Source organism: Streptococcus infantis (genome assembly GCF_047460405.1).
GTDB lineage: Bacteria > Bacillota > Bacilli > Lactobacillales > Streptococcaceae > Streptococcus > Streptococcus infantis_Q.
In genome coordinates, this window is record NZ_JASHGH010000001.1 from 19,730 (window position 1) to 36,913 (window position 17,184).

Annotated in this window: 12 protein-coding genes and 1 pseudogene; 1 reads left to right on the top strand and 12 read right to left on the bottom strand. The window is 39.3% G+C overall.

Going from position 1 to position 17,184, the window contains the following annotated elements; genetic code table 11:
- Positions 1 to 97: 97 nt before the first annotated feature.
- Positions 98 to 1,402, bottom strand: a complete 1,305-nt coding sequence (eno, locus tag QM928_RS00110; protein WP_000022825.1) for a surface-displayed alpha-enolase — start codon at positions 1,400 to 1,402, stop codon at positions 98 to 100.
- A 164-nt stretch (positions 1,403 to 1,566) separates the two neighbouring features.
- Here eno and QM928_RS00115 point away from each other — a divergent pair, with 164 nt between their 5' ends.
- The gene (locus tag QM928_RS00115) at positions 1,567 to 2,010 is read left to right on the top strand and encodes a DUF1694 domain-containing protein (RefSeq protein ID WP_075231594.1); all 444 of its coding nucleotides are present in this window, start codon (positions 1,567 to 1,569) and stop codon (positions 2,008 to 2,010) included.
- Here QM928_RS00115 and QM928_RS00120 read toward each other — a convergent pair.
- The 11 genes and pseudogenes from QM928_RS00120 to QM928_RS00170 form a co-directional block, all read right to left on the bottom strand.
- On the bottom strand, positions 2,007 to 3,122 hold the full coding sequence (locus QM928_RS00120; protein WP_414294182.1) for a glycerate kinase: 1,116 nt from the start codon (positions 3,120 to 3,122) through the stop codon (positions 2,007 to 2,009). The genes QM928_RS00115 and QM928_RS00120 overlap by 4 nt on opposite strands.
- A 16-nt stretch (positions 3,123 to 3,138) precedes the next feature.
- On the bottom strand, positions 3,139 to 3,780 hold the full coding sequence (serB, locus tag QM928_RS00125) for a phosphoserine phosphatase SerB (protein ID WP_315639031.1): 642 nt from the start codon (positions 3,778 to 3,780) through the stop codon (positions 3,139 to 3,141).
- Between the two features lie 62 nt (positions 3,781 to 3,842).
- A complete protein-coding gene (gene glgA / locus QM928_RS00130) occupies positions 3,843 to 5,276 on the bottom strand; it encodes a glycogen synthase GlgA (protein WP_075230585.1) in 1,434 nt (477 codons plus the stop codon).
- Complete coding sequence (gene glgD, locus QM928_RS00135) at positions 5,273 to 6,412, bottom strand: glucose-1-phosphate adenylyltransferase subunit GlgD (RefSeq protein WP_414294183.1); 1,140 nt, start codon at positions 6,410 to 6,412, stop codon at positions 5,273 to 5,275. Before glgD ends, glgA begins: the two co-directional genes overlap by 4 nt.
- A complete protein-coding gene (locus QM928_RS00140; protein ID WP_414294184.1) occupies positions 6,402 to 7,544 on the bottom strand; it encodes a glucose-1-phosphate adenylyltransferase in 1,143 nt (380 codons plus the stop codon). The genes glgD and QM928_RS00140 overlap by 11 nt, the downstream gene beginning before the upstream one ends.
- A complete protein-coding gene (gene glgB, locus QM928_RS00145; protein ID WP_414294185.1) occupies positions 7,534 to 9,462 on the bottom strand; it encodes a 1,4-alpha-glucan branching protein GlgB in 1,929 nt (642 codons plus the stop codon). Before glgB ends, QM928_RS00140 begins: the two co-directional genes overlap by 11 nt.
- A gap of 504 nt (positions 9,463 to 9,966) precedes the next feature.
- Complete coding sequence (gene pulA / locus QM928_RS00150; RefSeq protein ID WP_414294186.1) at positions 9,967 to 12,249, bottom strand: type I pullulanase; 2,283 nt, start codon at positions 12,247 to 12,249, stop codon at positions 9,967 to 9,969.
- A gap of 32 nt (positions 12,250 to 12,281) precedes the next feature.
- Positions 12,282 to 13,229: pseudogene (locus QM928_RS00155) on the bottom strand (diacylglycerol kinase family lipid kinase); the annotation flags it as partial.
- Between the two features lie 5 nt (positions 13,230 to 13,234).
- A complete protein-coding gene (gene ligA / locus QM928_RS00160; RefSeq protein WP_281334896.1) occupies positions 13,235 to 15,193 on the bottom strand; it encodes an NAD-dependent DNA ligase LigA in 1,959 nt (652 codons plus the stop codon).
- 92 nt (positions 15,194 to 15,285) lie between these two features.
- Entirely contained in the window at positions 15,286 to 16,545 is a 1,260-nt protein-coding gene (locus tag QM928_RS00165) for a nucleobase:cation symporter-2 family protein (protein WP_045763417.1), read from the bottom strand.
- Entirely contained in the window at positions 16,545 to 17,126 is a 582-nt protein-coding gene (locus QM928_RS00170; protein ID WP_414276687.1) for a xanthine phosphoribosyltransferase, read from the bottom strand. Before QM928_RS00170 ends, QM928_RS00165 begins: the two co-directional genes overlap by 1 nt.
- Positions 17,127 to 17,184: the final 58 nt, after the last annotated feature.

The window sequence follows — 17,184 nt, forward strand, 5'->3', positions numbered from 1 at the left end:
GCCCTTCGGATAAAATCCGAGGGGCTTAAATCTTGTTTAATCAAGAGCCGAACTTTTGAGTTTCAAGGTTCGGGATAAAATAGTTCACTGAACTATTTTATTTTTTAAGGTTGTAGAATGATTTCAATCCACGGTATTCAGCTACTTCACCAAGTTGGTCTTCGATACGAAGTAATTGGTTGTATTTAGCGATACGGTCTGTACGTGAAAGTGAACCAGTCTTGATTTGTCCTGCGTTTGTTGCAACTGCGATGTCAGCGATTGTTGAATCTTCAGTTTCACCTGAACGGTGTGATACAACAGCAGTGTAACCAGCTTCTTTAGCCATTTCGATAGCATCGAATGTTTCAGTAAGAGTACCGATTTGGTTAACTTTGATAAGGATTGAGTTAGCAGCGCCTTCAGCGATACCTCTTTCAAGGTAAGCAGTGTTTGTTACGAAGAAGTCGTCACCAACCAATTGAACTTTACCACCAAGACGTTCAGTAAGAGCTTTCCATCCATCCCAGTCGTTTTCGTCCATACCATCTTCGATAGTGATGATTGGGTATTTGTTTACCAACTCTTCAAGGTAGTCGATTTGTTCTGCAGAAGTACGAACAGCAGCTCCTTCACCTTCGAATTTAGTGTAGTCGTAAACTTTACGTTCTTTATCGTAGAATTCTGATGATGCACAGTCAAATCCGATAAATACGTCTTTACCTGGAACATAACCAGCAGCTTCGATAGCAGCAAGGATAGTTTCAACACCGTCTTCAGTTCCTTCGAAACGAGGAGCAAATCCACCTTCGTCACCTACAGCTGTTTCAAGACCACGAGATTTAAGGATTTTCTTAAGAGCGTGGAAGATTTCAGCACCCCAACGAAGAGCTTCTTTGAATGTTGGTGCACCAGCAGGTACGATCATGAATTCTTGGAAAGCGATTGGAGCATCTGAGTGAGAACCACCGTTGATGATGTTCATCATTGGAGTTGGAAGAACTTTAGTGTTGAATCCACCAAGGTAGCTGTAAAGTGGGATTTCAAGGTAGTCAGCAGCAGCACGAGCTACAGCGATAGACACACCAAGGATTGCGTTTGCACCCAATTTACCTTTGTTAGGAGTACCGTCAAGTGCGATCATAGCACGGTCGATAGCTTGTTGGTCACGTACATCGTAGCCGATGATTGCTTCAGCGATGATGTTGTTTACGTTGTCAACAGCTTTTTGTGTACCAAGACCACCGTAACGAGATTTGTCACCATCACGAAGTTCAACTGCTTCGTGTTCACCAGTAGAAGCTCCTGATGGAACCATACCACGTCCGAAAGCACCTGATTCAGTGTAAACTTCTACTTCAAGTGTTGGGTTACCGCGTGAGTCTAGGACTTCGCGAGCGTAAACATCAGTAATAATTGACATTTTTTACTCTCCTTATTGAGTTAAATTTTTTACACCTCTATGATACCTTAAAAAGACTCCTTTTTCAAGGAAAAACGTTATCTTTGTGCAAATTTTCCTTAAGTTTATAAAGTAATCGCTTTCTTTTATCTGTTTTCTCCTTTATTTTATGATATACTATTTTTATGACTGATGTATCAAAACAAATCCTAGAAAAGGCTCATGGCGGGCTTAAACTAAATCCAGATGAACAGAGACGTTTTCTCGGAACTTTCGAGGAAAGGGTCCTTGGCTATGCAGACCTTGAAACAGCTAATGATGATAAATTTCAAAAGGGTTATGTATCTATTTTAGTGAGTCTAAAAAAAGAAACTGAACCTCTTTTTGTCAAAATTTCTCCTCGGGTAGTATTTGAAAAACAGGTCTATTATTTAAAACAAGCCAAAGATGCTGACTGCCAAGCGACTATCGTTTCAGAAGATCACAATTCATCCCCTTTTGGCTTGATTATTCATAGTGATGCTCCTGTTCAAATAAATGAAAAAGACCTTAAAAAGGCCTTTTCAGACTTGTGGCAAGAAAAAGAGACCAAAGCTCCTACTTCTCTTTGGAAAAAATGGTTTGGTTAATGCTTCTTCAAAGCTAAGATCTGACCAATGTTTGTAGCTGTATTTTCTAAATAGATAGCTGCATTTTTTAGACTGTCTTCCAGAGGTTCACTTTTTTCTAGTATAGAAAAGGCTGCAACGAGATTTTCAAATGGTAAGGGTGGTAAATCCTCTGATAGACTCCCACAAATAGCAATAACTGGAACACCATTTGGTGTTCTTTTTGCTACACCGATTGGAGCCTTGCCAGCTAAGCTTTGAGTGTCTAATCTACCTTCACCAACGATGACAAGATCTGCATCCGCAACTTTCTGATCAAAACCGATTAGATCTAAACAAGTGTGAATACCAGAAACAATTGTTGCTCCAGCAAAAGCACATAAGCCAGCTGCAATACAGCCGCCTGCTCCAGCTCCTTCCAGCTTTAAGATTTCAGAGGCAACTTTACGATAGAAACTTTCAATAGCAGAATCAACTTCATGAAATTGAGCTGGATTTAAGCCTTTTTGCTTCCCAAATGTATATGTAGCTCCTTGTAGGCCACAGAGAGGATTGGTCACATCTGCTAATATTTTAATTCGTACATCAGAAGGAATAGATATAACTTTCTCCTTTGAGATATCAGTAATTTCAAACAAGGACTGGCCACAAGCCTCAAGTTCCATTCCATTTTCATCATAAAACTGATATCCGAGTCCTGAGGCAATTCCAATACCACCATCGTTAGTGGATGTACCACCGACTCCGATATAGATTTCTTTCATCCCTTGCTCTATTAAATGCAGGATTAGTTGACCAATTCCCTTTGTTTGAATCTTCAGGGGATTTCTTTTTTCAATAGGAATTTTAGCAAGGCCTATCAAATCCGCAACTTCAAATAAAGCGAGAGTTTCTTTATAAACATAAGGCATTTGCACCTCTTCTCCAAAGGGGCCTGTCACCAAAGCAGTGTTTTCTATAAGACCAAGTGAATTTTTAATGGCATCTACTGTTCCTTCTCCTCCATCGCCAACAGGTAAGAGCAAACATTTCGATTCAGGTAGAACCTTTTTAAGGCCTCGTTTAATAGCTTTAGCTACTTCACTTGCAGGGAGACTCTCCTTAAAAGAGTCAGGTGCTATAACAATTTTCATACACTCATCTTTCTAATCAAAGGAAATCTATCAGATTCAATACTTTTGTTAAATTTCTATCTTCAATTTGAAGGGGAATTTCCTCTTTCACGATTTCTTTGGCACAGAAGCCAATGCCGATTCCAGCTCTCTTCAACATTGCTAAATCATTAGCTCCATCTCCAATAGCAATTGTTCTATCAATTGGTACCTCTAATTCATCAGCCCATCTTACTAGGGTTTCTTTTTTAACTTCTCTGCTGATAATAGGACCAACAAGATTTCCAGTTAAATGACCATCTCTGATTTCCAGTTGATTAGCAGCAAATAATGAAATCCCTAAATCTTTTGCTAATCTTTCAACAACAGGTGTAAATCCACCTGAAACTAGACCCACTTCTATCTGATTTTTTTGCAGAGTGTTAATAAATTGCGCAGCATTTTTACTAAGGTGTAGTTCATGATAAATCTTATCAAAAGTATCTACAGATAGTCCTTGTAATAAAGAAACACGTTTTCTCAGGCTTTCTTCAAAATCTAGTTCTCCCCTCATAGCTTGGGCAGTCAGTAGGGCTACTTCTTCTTCACACTCTGCCTCTTTCCCCAATAAATCAATAACTTCCTCTTCTATCAGTGTCCCATCAACATCCAGTACACAAAGTCCTCTCAATTTTTTCATTTAAGTCCCTTACTTTTATCATCTCAAAAAATCGTATGAAGATATCATACGATTTTAACTATTTAATTTGCTAAACTGTGGTACAAATCAAGATATGACTTGCAGGCTGTATCCCAAGAGAAATCACATTCCATCGCTTGAACTTGCATATTTTTCCAAACATCAGGATGGTTGTGATAAACATCCAAAGCTGTTTGCAATGCCCAGTTGAGCCAGTATGGAGTTAGGTTGTTAAAGCTAAAGCCTGTACCTGTTCCTTCAATTGGATTAAAGGCTTGAACAGTATCTCTAAGTCCACCCACCTCGTTTACTAAAGGAAGCGTACCATATCTCATGGCCATCATTTGTGAAAGTCCACAGGGTTCAAAACGACTTGGCATAAGGAAAATATCACATGCTGCATAAATCTCTTGAGCTAATTTCACATCGAAAGTAATATTGGCAGAAAGTTTTTCTGGGAATACTTGACTAAACCAAGAGAAAGCTTGTTCAAATCCTGGATCTCCAGTTCCCAAGAGAACAATTTGAATATCCTCTTGAAGCATACGATGCAGGCTTTCAACCACCACATCAAAGCCCTTCTGACGAGTCAAACGTGACACGATACCAATCATTGGCACATCAGGACGTACTGGAAGACCAACTCTTTCTTGAAGTTTCGCTTTATTTTGAGCCTTACCTGACAGATCAGTTTTATTAAAATGATACTCAAGTAAAGCATCCGTCTCTGGATTGTATAAATCAGTATCAATACCATTAACAATACCAGAAACCTTACCAGATTCCATACGAAGAATCTGATCAATACCGCAACCAAACTCTGTAGTCATGATCTCATAAGCATAGCTCGGTGACACGGTTGATACACGGTCTGCATAGAGAATACCAGCCTTCATCCAATTAAGACAATCATTCCAACGAACTGTTCCATCAGCGTAGCGCTCAAATCCAACCCTGAACAAGTCCCAAAGCATGCTTTCAGAGAATTGACCCTGAAATTCCAAGTTATGAATGGTCAAAACAGTCTTGATTCCTTGGTAAGCTTGAATCCATCTGTATTTTTCTTTTAACAAGAACGGAATCATTGCTGTATGGTAGTCATGAGCGTGGAGGACATCAGGGATAAATCCAATACGTTCCATAGCCTCAAGGGCAGCAAGTTGGAAGAAAGCAAAACGTTCGCCATCATCGAAATCTCCATAAACATGCCCACGGAAGAAATAATATTGATTGTCGATAAAGTAGAAGGTCACACCGTTTAAAACAGTTTTCTTAATTCCACAAAATTGTCTCCGCCAACCAACGTATACTTCAAATTGGAGAACATCTTCAATTTGATTACCAAACTTGGCCTCAACCATGTCATAGTAGGGTAAGATAACAGCAACTTCATGACCAGCTTTAACTAATGATTTTGGAAGAGCCCCGATAACATCTCCCAAGCCACCTGTTTTAGAAAAAGGGGCTCCTTCGGCTGCTACAAATAAAATTTTCATGAAAGAATGTCCTCTGTTACTTTTTCACCTTTTTTGATGACAACAGGGTTTTCTGCTGTACCTCGAATAACAACTCCCTCGGCTATTTCAGCTCCTTTATCTACAATTGCATACTCAACTTGTGCACCTTTTCCAACGACAACACGAGGGAAGATAAGAGACTCTTTAACCAAGCTGTCTTTATTGATACGAACATTACGCGAAATAATAGATTTATCCACTTCACCTTCAATGATACTACCAGAAGCAAATTGAGAGGTGTTCACTTTTGAACCAGATGCGTAGTAGGTAGGTTCTTCGTTTTTAACTTTAGTATGAATCTTTTGATTTGGCGAGAACAAAGAGTAGAATTTATGCTGATCAAGCATATCTAAATTAGCTTGGTAATATGTTTCTACTGAATGAATATTGGCTAGGTATCCTGTGTATTCATATGCAAAAGCACCTTCTTTTGCTGCTAAATCACGAAGAACATAACGTAATTTTTCTGGATATTCTTTTTGAGCTTCTTCTTCCAAACGTTTAATCAACCATTGAGTGTCTACAACAAAGATATCTGTTGACATATTGTAGAAATCTTGGTCTGATTTTTTATCAAAAAGTTTATGGGAAACTACATGGTCAGTTTCATCAATATCAAGGATTGCATTCACTTCTGAAATATCTTTCTTAGGTAATTTCTTATAAACAACTGTAATTGGTGATTTTGTTGTATTATGCAAATGGAAAACTTGATTGAGATCGATATTCACTAAAACATCACAGTTCAAGGAAACTGTTTGATCTGAACCTGAACGTTTTAAGTAAGTTAAGAGTTGTTGGTAGTATTCTTTACCAACTGTACTGCTCTCTACACGAGTATTGTAGATTCCAAGATAGTAGTGGCTAAGAAGTGTATTCAAGCCCCACTCACGTCCTGAACGAATATGGTCAAATACAGAGCTGATGTTATCTTGTTGGAAAATTCCAAAGATACTACGAACGCCTGCATTAGCTAAACTTGAAAGCGGGAAGTCAATCAAACGATACTTTCCTCCAAATGGTAAAGTTGCCACTGGACGGTTACTTGTCAAGGTTGACATATCATGGAAACCAACGGTATTTCCTAAAATCGCTGAATATTTATCAATCTTCATCTGTTGCTACCCCCACTACTTCGTTATATCCGACTACTTGTACTTCTTCTGTACCATCAATTTCAACACCATCAGCGATGACTGCGCCTTCACCGATGATTGCACGTGTAATTTTAGCACCTCTACCAATAACTGCTCCACTCATGATAACAGAATCAACAACTTCCGCTCCCTTACGAACTTGAGCAGCTGTAGATAGGATTGAATGCTTCACCGTACCATTTACATAACATCCATCTACTACAAGAGAGTCTTCTACCTGAGCATATTCTCCAAGGAAGTTTGGTGGAGCGATAAGGTTACGAGAATAAATTTTCCATTGACGGTTACGGCTATCGAGAGCATTCTCTGGAGAGATGTATTCCATATTTGCTTCCCAGAGTGATTCGATAGTACCAACGTCCTTCCAGTATCCATTGAACTCATAAGCATAGACACTTTCACCAGTTTCAAGATAGTTTGGAATAACGTTTTTACCAAAATCTGACATATCAATATTAGCCTTTTCAGCTGCAACTAGCATATTGCGAAGTCGTTTCCAATCAAAGATATAAATACCCATTGACGCCTTAGTTGATTTTGGTTCAGCTGGTTTTTCTTCAAATTCGACAATACGATTATTAGCATCTGTATTCATAATACCAAAACGGCTAGCTTCTTTAAGTGGCACATCTAAGACAGCAACTGTCAAGCTGGCATTATTGTCCTTGTGTGATTGGAGCATATCATCGTAGTCCATCTTGTAGATATGGTCACCCGAAAGAATCAAAACATACTCAGGATTGATGCTGTCGATATAGTCGATGTTTTGGTAAATGGCATGACTTGTACCTTCAAACCAACGGTTCCCCTCACTTGCAGAGTAGGGCTGAAGGATAGAAACTCCGGTGTCAATACCATCTAGACCCCAACTAGAACCATTACCAATGTGGCTATTGAGAGCTAGTGGTTGATACTGTGTGATAACCCCAACATTATGGATACCAGAGTTGGCACAGTTTGAAAGAGCGAAGTCAATGATACGGTAGCGCCCACCGAATTGCACGGCAGGTTTAGCAATGCTTTGAGTGAGTTTACCGAGACGAGTTCCTTGCCCACCAGCAAGGATTAAAGCTAGCATTTCATTCTTCATTTTCTACTCCTTTTTGAGTCTTATTTGTGACAGTTTTAGCAGGTTTCAAGCGACGTTTGATTTTCCAAATACTTGCTCCCATAGCTGGCAAGGTAAATGTCAAAGTCTGCTCATAATCCTTCCATAATCCTTCTTGAGTTTGAACTGTTTGGTTATGTTCTTTCCACACACCACCCCATTGTTCTAACTCTGTATTCCAAATTTCTTCATAAATCCCTGCAACTGGAAGACCAATTGTAAAATCAGGACGTTCAACTGGTGCCATATTGAAGACACAGACTAACATTTCACCTTTCTTGCCCTTACGGATAAAGGAAAGAACACTCTGATCTCTATTATCCGCATCAATGATTTCAATACCATCATAACTTGTATCAATTTCCCAAAGACAACGGTGATCTTTATAAAGCTGATTCAACTGTGATGTAAAGTATTTCATCTTGGCATTCATCGGATCTTCTAGGTTAGACCACTCCAATTGCTCTTCGGATTTCCACTCTAGGAATTGACCAAACTCACTACCCATGAAGAGTAATTTCTTACCAGGGTGACAAATTTGATAAGTGTAAAGGTTTCTCAAACCAGCAAATTGATTGTAACGATCACCCCACATCTTATGCATCATACTCTTCTTACCGTGGACAACCTCATCATGTGAGAATGGTAGGAGATAATTTTCATTAAAGACATACATGAAGCTGAAGGTCACAAGATTAAAGTCATACTTGCGGTAAATTGGATCTTCTTCGTAGAAACGTAGGATATCATTCATCCACCCCATGTTCCACTTGTAATCAAATCCTAGTCCACCCATTTCTTTCATACCGGTAATCTTGGTACCTGAAGAAGACTCCTCTGCAATCATCATAACATCCGGATGAGCTAGCTTAATAACATCGTTCAAACGTTGAAGGAAATAATAGCCTTCATAGTTGAGATTGCCACCGTCTTTATTTGGGGTCCATGGAGCATTATCATAATCTAGATAGAGAATATTACTTACGGCATCAACACGAATACCATCTAGGTGATAGAAATCAATCCAAAACTTAATGCTAGAAATCAAGAAAGATTGGACTTCATTTTTACCAAGGTCAAAGTTGAGTGCTCCCCAACCGTAGTTGTTAGCCTTATTATGATCTTGGTATTCAAAAGTTGGTGTGCCATCATAGTATGCTAAAGCATCATCATTGATTGTAAAGTGACCTGGCACCCAGTCCACAATTACACCGATATTATTGATATGACATTCCTCAACGAAGTCTTGAAACTCTTCTGGACGACCATAGGCATGCTCTAAAGCGAAGTAGCCCATGAGCTGATAACCCCAACTCAAACCGAGAGGGTGAGCCATCAAAGGCATAAACTCGATATGAGTATAGTTCATCTCAACAAGATAGGGGATGAGCTCTTCTTTGAGTTGGGCAAAGCTATAAGGTGTCCCATCAGGATTTCTCTTCCAAGATCCTGCATGCGCCTCATAGATATTGACTGGTCGTTCGAAAAATCCCCAACGTTTTCTGCGAGCTAACCAGAGACCGTCCTTCCATTTTTTCTCAGGAATTTCTGTTAAAACTGCCCCTGTTCCTGGACGAGCTTCATAGCGTACTGCCAAGGGATCAATCTTCATAAGCTGATGTCCATTAGCACGAGTAATATGATATTTATAAATATGTCCTTCTTGAGCTAAAGTTGTAAAAACTTCCCAAACTCCAGATTCGTTACGAACCATGGGGATTTGATTTTCAACCCAGTTAGTAAAATCACCAACTAGATGGACAGCCTGCGCATTTGGCGCCCAGACACGGAATGTATAACCATACTCACCGTCTCTTTCTTCACGATGCGCTCCTAAATAGTGTTGAAGATGGAAATTTTCGCCACTAGTAAAAGTTCTTAAAGCCTCAAATTTATCCATTGAATCCCCCTTTTATTGTAAGCGTTTTCTATATTTCTATTATACTATCTTTTAAGAAAACTTTCAACTAATTTCCGAATTCTACTAAAATTTTTTTCGAAAATCTTCATATATTTATCTTAACATTTCTAAAATTTTCATAAATGATGATAAGCAGTGGAATTTTCTATCAGCTACTGTTACAAAAATAACTCTCATTATCTTTATATAAAATAACTTACTTAAAAAGCTGAACGTTTTTAGTTTTTGATAACATAATATTCGTAGATAACTCTTTTTTTTATAATTTTACCAAATTTTCTGAAATTTTCAACCATTTTTAGTAATTGTTCCATTTTTATTTTTATAGCGGATTGAAATAAGATATGAACAAAGAGATTATGGAAGTCAAATTAATTTCTAAAAACGCTTTAGAATCCTTGGTGGAGTATTCTAGATTCAATACACTATATGTCTATAAATATAAAAAAACTCAAGCATAAATCTTGAGTTTTGGGTTATTTTTTAGGATAAAACATTCATAACTGCCACACTGACGTCGTCAATAACATTTTCTTGATTAGAACGGCTATTGGTTACCAACATTTCAAGGTTGCCTGCATTTTCATAGTAATATGAAGTCCCTTTAGCATTGAAAACAACCAAGAAGTGCTCTTCATTTCCCTGAATCTCGTAAACAATCCAACCACTATTTTCAATTGCTGTGTGAACAAAGACATGACGGTAGACTTCTTCATAGGTAGGGTATGAAAAGGCACTAGTTTGTGTTTTAAGACGGATAACCTGACGGACAAACTCGATACTATCTTGACGCTTATTGATCAAATCCCAGTTGACTTGGTTGACACTATCAGGAGCATTGTAACTGTTCATTGCTCGCTCACGATCTGCGTGAGTCAACTCTCCATTTTCTCCGGTAGCTACGAGCTTGGTACGACCAAACTCTTGACCCAGTTCCATGAAGGCCATCCCTTGCATGAGAAGGTTCATAGCCGTTGCTGTTTCTACTTTCTTCATGATACGTTTTTCACTCTCCGATGGATGAAGGGTTCTAAGCAAATCATGCAAATTGTAGTTATCGTGGGCTTCTACATAGTTAAGAACCTGGTTTGGACTGAGATATGAACCGAGCTCACGACTTCCAAGAATAGCCTTTGCGAGGATCGGCTCAGTACCTGCTCCACTGACGAAACCAGATTTGATAGAGCCATAGACTTCACAACCTTTGACCGCATCACGTTGATTATCATTAAAGAATCCAATGTTTGGCAACTGGTAGGCATTGTCTTTCTTAGCCTTGTCATAAGGAGCAAGACCTATTCCCATATCCCAACCTTCTCCATACAGGATGATTTTCGGATCGACTTCGTCCATAGCCCAACGAATCATCTGCATGGTTTTGACGTCATGAATTCCCATCAAGTCAAAGCGGAAACCGTCAATATTGTATTCTTTTACCCAGTAGAGAAGCGAATCAATCATATATTTACGGAACATTTCGTGCTCACTGGCAGTTTCGTTCCCGACTCCTGTTCCATTTTGGTAGGTTCCATCATGGTTCATTCGATAATAATAATCAGGAACCGTTGTTTGGAATGGCGCATCCACCGTTGAGAAGGTATGATTGTAAACAACATCCATAATAACACCGATACCAGCATCATGATAAGCTTGGACCATGGCTTTTAAATCACGGATAGCTTGACCTGGATCATTTGGATTTGTAGACATGCTAGTTTCTGGAGCATTGTAGTTTTGAGGATCATATCCCCAGTTATAAGTTACATTTCCATCAGCGTCGTATTCTTTATGACGGTCAGCAATTGGTTGCAACTGAACATAGTTGACACCAAGTTCTTTGATGTAATCAAACGCAGTCGACTGACCATATTGGTTAACTGTTCCAGTTTGCGCTGCACCTAAGAAGGTTCCTCTTAATTCTGGCGCAACACCAGATGTTTCAGACTTAGTCAAATCACGGATGTGCATTTCATAAATGACTGCTTGGCAAGGATTTTCCAAACGCCAAGTTGCTTCTGTACCATGCTTAACCTCAAAACCTTCGACCTGACGATCTTGATTTGAGACAATAGCTGAACGTTTTCCATCAGGACTTGTCGCTATTGTATATGGATCACGAGTTAATGACTGGTGATGAGGAAAGTCAATTTGGTAGTGGTAAGCACGACCTGCTAGGTTTTCTGAAACTGTTAAACTCCAAACTCCAATTGTATTATACTTGTGGCTATAGGAATAACTATTTCCTCGATCCATTTCAAATGTTTTAAGGATAGGAGCGTCATTGCTCGCTGATTCATAGACTACTACTTGGACAGAAGTAGCTGTTGGTGCCCATAGGCTAAAACTTGTTTCATTTTCAGAAACCTGACATCCCAACTCTCCTTGATAACCCCAGTGGTGGTCAAAACTAGCACTATTGATTGCCTTGTCAAAGGCAAAAGGATTTTGGTCCTTATAGTGTGGACTTGCAATGGCAGGATTTTCAGAATAATAAACTGTATCGTCTCCATCCAAAATCCAAACCTCTGTCAAAAGTGGATAGTAATTGAATCGAATAGGATATTCTTTGCTGACACCGTCTTTTTCAACGCTAAAAGTCATGGTTTCAAGTGCTACTTCACTCGATTGAGTCAGTGAAAATTTGGCACCAAAATATTCTTCTTCTTTGATAAGCTCTACTGAATCTACTGTTTTTTTACTGAAACTACAAGCCTCGTAGGCTTCATCCTTACGATGGTAATGAATAAGTACAGGATAATTGTACATAGTTCTCCCTAATTTCTAAATTAAATTTGATTTTATATGTTACTAATAATTTCTTGATCAATCGCCTCACAATTCACAAAAAACTCAATGTGATTATGACATACTTCCAAATCTACTGGTATGTCACCACCGTATTCTCCATCAAGATTAAGCATAAACGGCTCTTCCTGATCCAAAGTTTCAATTCGGAGTTTACTAGTTTTCAGATATTCAACATTGACATCTGATACGTGTTGGCCTCCGTTTATGGCCTGAACTAGTAGACTCAACATATCTAGGATTTTATCTGTCTTTACTAGAATAAGCGTAAAATTGCCATCATCCAGCTTGCTATCAGGTGCGAATTGCTCAAATCCACCAATAGAATTGGTCAAGGCAACAAAGACAAGAGAAACTTCTCCTGTAAAAATTCCCCAATCATGGTAAATACGAACAGGACGTGCTTTGGATTTTGGGAACATCTCGATGCCTTTAGCAACATAGGCCAGATAACCCAAACGCGTCTTTAGTTCACTCGGAACACTAAAAGTTAACTCCGTAAGAGCTCCTGCCGCAGCAATATTGATGAAATACTTATCACCAAAGGCACGACCAATATCAATTTGCTTGGTTTCATTTTTAGCAATGATCTTCGCTGCAGCAACTGGATCCCCCATAGGGATTTTCAATGCTCTTGCATAATCATTGGTAGTTCCAGTAGGAATGATGGCTATCTTTGGACGATGTTCCAGAGGTGCAATTCCATTAACCACTTCATTGATAGTACCATCGCCACCAGCTACCAAAACCAAATCAAAGTCAGCTTTTGCAGCTCTTTCTGCTTCTTTCTGGGCTGATAAGTGTTCAGGTTTGGTCTGAAAAGCACTGGTTTCATAGCCTATGCTCTCTAACACTTCTAGAACTTCTGCGATATTTTGCTTGATAATTTCCTGGCCTGAGGTCGGGTTATAAATGAGACGTGCGCGTTTTTTTCTTCTTTCATAGCTTACAAACTCTCAAGCCAAGCTTCATCACGAATCTCTATTCCCAGTTCTTGTGCTTTTTGGAGCTTGCTTCCTGCATCTGCTCCTGCTACAACAAGGTCTGTTTTTTTCGACACACTACCAGTAACCTTGGCTCCTAGACTTTCTAATTTATTTTTAGCTTCTGAGCGATTAAGACGCTCTAGCTTTCCTGTCAATACGACAGTTAGACCAGACAAGGCTGCATTTGCTGCAACTGTCTGTCCTTTGTAGTCTAGATTAACACCTGATTCTTTCAATTCCCTTAAAAGGATTTCAGAACCCTCTGTAGCAAAATAGGTCTGTAGGCTTTGGGCAATGACACTTCCCAAACTTTCGATACTTGCAATTTCTTCAGGATTAGCTTGTGCTAGTGATTCGATTGAGTGGAAGTTTTGTAAAAGCAACTGACTTGCCTTACTTCCTACATGACGAATCCCCAAACCAAACAAGAGTTTTTCCGCAGAATTTTCTTTGGATGCTTGAATAGCCTGGTAGAGCTTTTGAGCAGATTTTTCCTTGATACCATCTAGCAAGAGCAAATCTTCCACAGTCAAATGATAAATATCTGCAACATCCTTAACCAAATCGGCTGCAAATAGTTTCTCAACGATTGATGGACCAAGGCCAGAGATATTCATAGCATCACGGGATGCGAAGTGCGTCAAGCCTTCCTTGATTTGAGCAGGGCATCGCGGATTGATACAACGAAGGGCAACCTCATCTTCAAAATGCAAAAGCTTACTGTCACAACTTGGACAGTTTGTTGGAATATCTAGTCTTTCCTCTGACACTCGCTTGGATTCTACCACTCGTAGAACAGCTGGAATGATATCCCCTGCCTTATAGACAATGACTGTGTCATCCTTACGGATATCCTTTTCAGCGATATAGTCAACATTATGAAGAGTTGCACGACTTACAGTTGTACCTGCAAGTTGCACTGGAGTAAGATTAGCAGTCGGAGTCACAACTCCTGTACGTCCTACTGTCCAGTCAACAGAAAGAAGTTTCGCTTCTTTTTCTTCTGCTGGGAATTTATAAGCGACTGCCCACTTAGGTGCTTTGACTGTAAATCCTAGTTGCTCCTGACCAGCTAGATCATTGACCTTAATCACAACTCCATCGATATCATAAGGCAACTGATCTCTTTCTCGACCAATTTCTTGAATAAACGCCCAAACCTCATCCATACTATGAGCTAATAGACGTCTTTGATTAACCACAAAGCCTAATTGTTCTAAATGTTTCAAAACCTTCTCTTGACTATCCCGAGTTGAAGGACTAGCTTCCTGATAAAGGAAGGTTGCAAGATTACGTTTGGATACTACTGCTGTATCTAACTGACGAAGGGTTCCTGCAGCAGCATTTCTTGGGTTGGCAAATTCTGGCTCCCCATTTTCTTGACGAGATTGATTGACCTGGTCAAAAGAAGCTCTCGGCATATAACATTCACCACGAACAGTAATATCTAATTTTTCTGGTAATGATAACGGAATGTCTTTCACTCGTTTAAGATTTTCAGTGATGTTTTCACCGATGGAGCCATCACCTCGAGTTGCCCCAGCAACAAAAATTCCCTGCTCATAAGTCAAGGAAATCGATAAACCATCAATCTTCAACTCACAAATATAAGTGACATCATCCAATTCTTTACGAACACGCGCATCAAAGGCATCCAGTTCTTCACGTGAAAAAGCATCCTGCAAACTATAAAGAGGATACTGATGACTATATTTCTCAAACCCATCAAGAATCTTTCCACCAACACGATGTGTCGGACTTTCTGGTAAAACTTGGTCAGGATGAGCTTTTTCTAACTCTACCAATTCACGATAAAGACGGTCATACTCACTATCAGATACAGATGGATTATCACTTGTATAATACTCTGTCGCATAGCGATTGAGCAGTTCAACGAGCTCTTTCATTCTTTCATTCATAGAACCATTTTACCATAAAAAGGACTCTATAAACAATACTCAAGCTCTAAAAAAGAAAATGAGAAGGATATTTCTATCCTTCTCACTTATTTTTATTTTTTACGATTCAAAATAGCATTCAAGACGATGGCTACTGTACTTGCAATGACAATACCATTTGAGAAGAACATTTGTAATTCAGTCGGTAAAGTATTGAAGAGATTGCTTCCGTTTAATCCCACTCCAGCAGAAATAGAAACTGCTGCAATGAGGAAGTTGTGTTCATTGTGTTCGAAGTCTACACGCGCCAAGATTTGCATCCCTTGGAGCGAAACAAAACCAAACATGACAAGCATAGCTCCACCAAGAACAGGGCTAGGAATAATCTGAGCCAAGGCACCAAACTTAGGTAAGAGACCGAGCAAGATAAGGAAACCAGCTGCGTAATAGATTGGCAAACGAGTTCGAATACCTGAAAGTTTCACCAAGCCTACGTTTTGTGAAAATCCTGTATAAGGGAAGGTATTGAAAAGTCCACCAAGTAAGACAGCAAGACCTTCAGCGCGATAACCATTGCGGAGACGAGTGCTATCGATTGGATCTTTAGTAATATCAGAAAGGGCAAGATACACACCAGTTGATTCTACCATAGATACAGTAGCGATGATACACATCATTACAATAGAAGAAATCTCAAATTGTGGAGCACCGAAGTAGAATGGAGTTGGGATATGAACGAGTGGAGCTTCTGCTACTGGAGAGAAGTCAACCAAGCCCATAGTTGCAGCGATAATGGTACCGGCAATCAAACCTATCAAAATGGAAATAGATTTGATAAATCCTTTGGTAAAGATATTAACCAAAAGAATAATGAGAACTGTAATCATTGCCAAAGCTAAACTTTGTCCAGTAGGTTTTTCAACGTTATTTCCCATATTTCCGATGGCAACAGGAATCAAGGTCAAACCAATCGTCGTAATGACAGATCCAGTTACGATTGCAGGGAAAAGATTGGCAACCTTAGAGAAGATACCTGAAATCAGGATAACATAAATCCCTGAAGCAATCAAAGCTCCGAACATAGCACCGCTACCATGACTCTGACCGATCATGATAAGAGGAGCAACAGACTGGAAGGCTACCCCAAGAACAATAGGTAAACCGACACCAAAATGTTTATTGAGTTGCAATTGTAAAAGAGTTGCAACCCCACACATAAAGATATCTGTTGAAATAAGGTAGGTCAACTGTTGAGCTGAATACCCCAAAGCACTTGCAATCATGATTGGTACCAGGATTGAACCTGAGTACATGGCTAGCAAGTGTTGCAAACCAAGAACGGCTGCCTGTGAGTGTTTTTCCTGTTGTTTCATTAGATATCTGCCTCCTTGAAGATAACTTTTCCATTTTCAAAACGCTCTAATCGCGCGAGTGATACTACTTGATGACCTGATTTTTCTAGCAGTTCACGACCATCTTGGAAAGATTTTTCAATCACAATTCCGATAGCTTCAACTCTAGCACCAGCCTGTTCAATGATCTGAATCAAACCTTTAGCTGCTTGACCATTAGCCAAGAAATCATCAATAATCAATACTTTATCTTGAGGAGATAAGAACTTACCTGCAATGGACACGGTACTAGTTACTTGTTTAGTGAAAGAATAAACTTCAGCAGTCAAAATTCCTTCATTCATAGTAATATTTTTTGCCTTCTTAGCAAAAATCATGGGAACATCTAACTGTTCAGCCACATAAAGGGCTGGGGCAATTCCAGATGCTTCAATGGTTACGACTTTGGTAATACCAGCATTTTTAAAATGCTCTGCAAAAGTACGACCAATCTCGCGCATCAAGGAATAATCAACTTGGTGGGTCAAGAAAGAATCCACCTTAAGAATATTCTCACCAAGAACGTTTCCGTCCTTTAAAATTCGTTCTTCTAATAATTTCACAATAACCTCCGAAATAAAAAGGGACTTACATAGTAAGCCCCTTAGAAAGATTGAAACA